The sequence below is a fragment of the Salinimicrobium xinjiangense DSM 19287 genome, assembly GCF_000423585.1.
GTDB classification, from domain to species: domain Bacteria; phylum Bacteroidota; class Bacteroidia; order Flavobacteriales; family Flavobacteriaceae; genus Salinimicrobium; species Salinimicrobium xinjiangense.
Genome location: NZ_AUIG01000045.1, coordinates 1 through 4,679, shown reverse-complemented (window position 1 = coordinate 4,679; position 4,679 = coordinate 1). Strand labels below are relative to the sequence as shown.

Genomic DNA, 4,679 nt, shown 5'->3' with positions numbered 1-4,679 from the left:
ATCATACTCACTTCGGTAGTATATTTTCCCCTCTTTAACTACAGCAAAGATCTTCTTTAGAGCGGCAATATCTTCTGTTGGATTTCCATTCAGTATTACAAGATCGGCTATTTTTCCTGCTTCTATGCTTCCGTAGGTGTCTTCCATTCCCAGTGCTCTTGCCCCCTTTAAGGTTGCTGCTGTGATAACTTCCAGAGGAGTGAGTACCTTTCCCTCCACCAGATACGCTATTTCTGAAAAAAGTGTGGGATCGGGTTCCCCTTCGGCCAGGAAAAAATCTGTGCCGGTGGAAATGGGAATTCCTTTTGCGTGCATCATTTTCAGGATCCTGTTCTGCAGTTCAGGTGTGCAGCGCAGGCGTTTGGATGCGGGACCCAGGGAAGCATTCCGGGCAGTCGCATCCATAATGACTCTCCGCTCTTTCATTTCATCAAGTAGCTCCAAAAGTAAAGGATCTTCAAAATCAAAGTTATCGGGATCCAGAGGTACAAGATCAGACTGATTGAAAGGAACATTGGGACCTAATCCAAAAGGGATGAGACAGGTGTGAGATAAAGTATTTACTCCACTCCTCACAGCATCCAGTGGTCCGGCCGGAAAAAGAGTGGCATGGGCCCAGGTCTGCATTCCCTGCCGCTTCGCTTCCTGTATGAGTGGATGAACTACCTCCGGCGATAGATTGGTATATAGTTTTAGACCGCTGGCTCCCGTAGCCGCGGCAAGACTAACAACTTTTTCCATGTCGGAGTCGCCCGTTACGACCTGTGCCCAGGGTGCCTTACCTGCTTCATAGCCTATCCAGCTTTTGTTTCCCGATCTGTTTCTATAAAACTCCGGACCGGCCATCCGGGCAGACCAGTAGATCTTTGGAAATGGAGCATCGTCAATTAGCCTCGCACGTTCTAATTCGGCCGCTAAACGTGCATCCCCCGCAAGTTCCCTGATAGCAGTTACTCCGGCATATAGCATTCGTTCCAGTTGGGGTGCTACAGAATCCCTGCTCCATCCTATCATGGGCAGGTGAAAATGAGTGTTGATCATTCCCGGCATCACAAATTTGCCGGACAGATCGAGTATTTCGGCCGAATCCGGGACTGACTCCTCCTCTGTGGGAAAGATCTTTTCGATTTCATTTCCTTTAATAAGTACTGTCAGCCCCGGCTGCGGTGCTTCTCCCGTACCGGATATCACAGTGAGGTTGGTGAGAGCGAGCAGGCTTTCACTTTTTGCTATTTCGGAGTTTTGTGCAGTAAGAGGTAGAGCAGCAAAAAGGAGCAAGCTAAGGCCTACATATGTGAATAATGATATCCTTGAAATTCTTTTCATCTTAAACACTTTAGATTACACCACTTTTTTACTTTCCAATATTTCCAAAACCAGGGAGATCACCACCAGCACTAAAAGAGCAACCCATAGCATCCAGGGCGCATTAGGTTGGGAGGAGTAGATAAGAATGGCGGGGATAAGCCACACAAAGAGCAGCGCGTAAATAACTATGGAAGCCCATTTTCTTTGTTTCCTGAACGGCCCATAGATCAGGATCAGGATCCCGACAGATATACTTAGCAACAGAGCTGATACCGCTTTTATAGAGGTAAAGAAAACTGAAAGTAAACCAGGACTATAAGCTCTGAGTTCAGTGGAGGTTTTCCCAATATTCTGTTCCATGACAGGCATTAAATTCCCACTGCTGGCCATCCAAAATATCTCCCCTGCGAACAAGAGCATTACAGCACAAACCAGGCTGAGGATACCAATAGAGATTTTCTTTTTAATTGTCATAGATCTGAACTTTTAAAAATGTTCTCCGCAGAAAAGATTCCGGCACCGGTTCCATTTCCGGCATCCGGTTTAATATCAAATTACTTTCTACTGCTCTTCGAGTTGCTTTGTCACCCGCTCTAACTTTTTCCGATAAGTCTCCAGCCTTTCATGACCCTGTTCCCCCGCAAGCTCCACAGCCCTTTGATAGTATTGTTTGGCTTCTTCCAGCCGTTCTGCAGCATTGTAAGCATCAGCCAGGCTATCATAAGAATTTGGCGAATCAGGATATTCCTTGTTATTCAATTTGAAGACCACAATGGCATTTTCTACTTGTCTCTCCCGCAGCAACTCGTAACCAAGCGAATTGAGAAGTTTCTCTTCCAATTGGTCTGTCGGGTAGCTTCTCTTTATCTTTTGGTAAGTTTCAGTCATTAACTCCTGACCTCCATTAGCTAATGCCTCCCGAATTTGACGTGCTATATCAGGAAAGACGACACGCTCAATGGCATCCACGACAAGAGCCGGGTCGTCCTGGTGAACATAATGGCTGGCCTGGGTCGACAACACTAAAAATCCTTCGGGAGCCGTGGTTACCCATCCGCTCATTTTCCGAACTCTCTGCCGGATAGTAGCCTCAAAGTAGTCACGATATTCAAATCCAAATTCGATCCCCGGTGGACTGGGAGGAGGTGTCCTGTATCTCGCTCCAAGAAGGACTGCCACAGGGACAGAGGGGGAAGGCAGAAGGCCCCGTTCCTCAGGAGCTAACTTTGCGAGACTATCGAAAACAGCATACTCAGCTTTTATGGCAGGTGGTGCTTTTAAAGTGTAGAACTTGTAAGCCTGGTCCATTGCTTCCAGCGCTGTCTCGCCATCAACTACACCAATCTCGGTAAGTGCAGCCAATTCCTCAGCACGGCTCTGCGTAAAGTCGGTCGGGTCCACATAAACCAAACCTGCCACCTTATCGGGATAACGTCCGGAGAAATGCCTTATCAGGTGGCCTCCCCAGGAGTGGCCAACTAAAACATAGGGTGGTGGCGCCTCCAGGACATTCAAAAGGGCCTGCAGCTTGTCTGTCACCCGATCCGGGCCTGGCGGCTGTCCATCCCATTCAGATTCACCAATGCCGCCTCGATCGTATGCAATTACCGGTGCGAATTTAGAAACTTCAGTGAAAACATTTCTCCAGTTATTAATTGAGGTGCCCGCCCCACTCTCAAATACTACAACAGGTACTCCTTGCCGGAGGTGCTCAAATCCTGCCGTCATTATATTCATTTTTGCTCCCTCTACTTCAACAATTTGTGGGGTAGCAGGAACAGGCTGTGCAGATAGATGCGGTATTATCCCAATGAGTAATAATAAAGTGAATACTGATTTCATATTTCTTTTTTTGATCTCTTTGATGTAAATTCTATCAGTTTTTCTATTTCAGCCCATCCTTCCTCTGTCCAGGTGGGTTTTCTTTTAAAAGTTTCATTTCCCCTTCCCTCCTGCCAGCATCTCGTGATGCTGATTAATGACATCCTCTTCAAGACCAAGAAATTCAGCCGCATTGTTATAGAAGATATCTGCTTTTTCTTCCAGGGTTAAAAAGTCCAGGGAATTGATGTTGTCCACTGCTATTCCAATGGCTTCGGGCCATATCATTTGATCTGTTCCAAAAAGGATCCGGTCGAGCATTCCCATTTGTTTAGCCTGTCGCAGAAAAGATTCCAGTACCGGCTCCATGCCTGGGATCCAGTTAACTATACTAATATCTGTATAGAGCTGCGGGTACATATTCATCATCATTAAGGCATACTCTGAATAAGGTCCCGCCCCACCGGCGTGCATCATAAAAACCCTGAGCTTCGGAAATTCCACAAGCATATCTTCCAGGAGCAGCGGATTTCCCATTTTCAATCTAAATTTTGGGCAGCACCTGAAAGGAGTACCGGGGAAACTTGCCCCGGTATGTATGCCTACGGGAATGCCCTCCTCTTCCGCCACCTTGTAAAAGGGATAATAACCTGGATCTGAAGGAGAATATCCAAAATACTGAGCACCCACTTCCCCCAACATGTCCAGGTTCCCCTGCTGAATCATCATCCGGAGGCTGTCTGCCGACATAAATTCCGATGGCTCCCGGAGTTCGATGCCCCGCAGGGTTCTGCTTTGGTCAAAGCTGTGCCAGTCATTTCCACTGGAAGGATCAATTCCCGAGACTGCACCGAGCACTATGTTGTGCTTCCGCATAACTTCAAATGTTTGTTCCATCTGCTCTTTGGCTGTTGTACCTGAAAGATTTCCGGTTGCGGGGCTTGGTGCCGGACCCCAGAAGTCATCGGAATAGGAATGCAGGTGCATGTCAATGATGGGTCCGGTATATTTTTCTGAAGCGCCGGTTCTTATTTCCTCATCACCTGTATCCTGACTTACCACCGGCTGGATAAGCAGGAAGCTGAAGAAAAAAATGAACGAATAAATTCCCTTTTTTGGATGGTCTGATGTTTTCATAAAGAGGTCTTTTTAAGATGATGACCAGGTATTATTAACTCAGTCAGAAAGCATTTAAGGGGAAAAACAAATGTCTTCTCTGCGGAAAAGTGAGGGAAAATGCAGAGGGTTCCTATATGAGAAAAGAACTATTAAGCTGGAGGAAGCCATTCTCTCCCGGAAATATCCTACAATATAATAAATTCAGCTTCAGGTAGTTGCAGATTTTTAGAATTTTTTCCCGGACGCTGACGGTAGATTTGGAAATTTGTTAAGAGTTATTGGTTATTGGTTATTGGTTATTGGTTAATGGTGATTGGGAATTGGGATTGGGGATTGGGGATTAGAGAGGTCGAGAGTCGTAAATCGTTAATTCGTTAATTCGGGAATCGGAAATAGTTAACTGGTTAATTAGGGATTGGTGAATTGGGATT

General features: G+C 46.2%; 4 protein-coding genes. All 4 read right to left on the bottom strand.

Annotation, left to right across the window (positions count from 1 at the left end):
- Positions 1 to 1,326, bottom strand: a 1,326-nt coding sequence (locus G564_RS0112950) for an amidohydrolase family protein (RefSeq protein ID WP_156879238.1), incomplete at its 3' end; no start/stop codon positions are given.
- 15 nt (positions 1,327 to 1,341) lie between these two features.
- Positions 1,342 to 1,782: a hypothetical protein gene (locus tag G564_RS0112945; protein WP_029038031.1), complete on the bottom strand. Its 441-nt coding sequence runs from the start codon at positions 1,780 to 1,782 to the stop codon at positions 1,342 to 1,344.
- An 87-nt stretch (positions 1,783 to 1,869) separates the two neighbouring features.
- The gene (locus G564_RS19985) at positions 1,870 to 3,150 is read right to left on the bottom strand and encodes an alpha/beta fold hydrolase (protein ID WP_051205457.1); all 1,281 of its coding nucleotides are present in this window, start codon (positions 3,148 to 3,150) and stop codon (positions 1,870 to 1,872) included.
- A 93-nt stretch (positions 3,151 to 3,243) separates the two neighbouring features.
- Positions 3,244 to 4,266, bottom strand: a complete 1,023-nt coding sequence (locus G564_RS19980; protein WP_051205455.1) for an amidohydrolase family protein — start codon at positions 4,264 to 4,266, stop codon at positions 3,244 to 3,246.
- Positions 4,267 to 4,679 lie beyond the last annotated feature (413 nt).

Bases quoted from the DNA above. Each gene is read 5' to 3' on its own strand.
- G564_RS0112945 (WP_029038031.1), bottom strand. From the start codon at position 1,782: ATGACAATTAAAAAGAAAATCTCTATTGGTATCCTCAGCCTGGTTTGT.
- G564_RS19985 (WP_051205457.1), bottom strand. From the start codon at position 3,150: ATGAAATCAGTATTCACTTTATTATTACTCATTGGGATAATACCGCAT.
- G564_RS19980 (WP_051205455.1), bottom strand. From the start codon at position 4,266: ATGAAAACATCAGACCATCCAAAAAAGGGAATTTATTCGTTCATTTTT.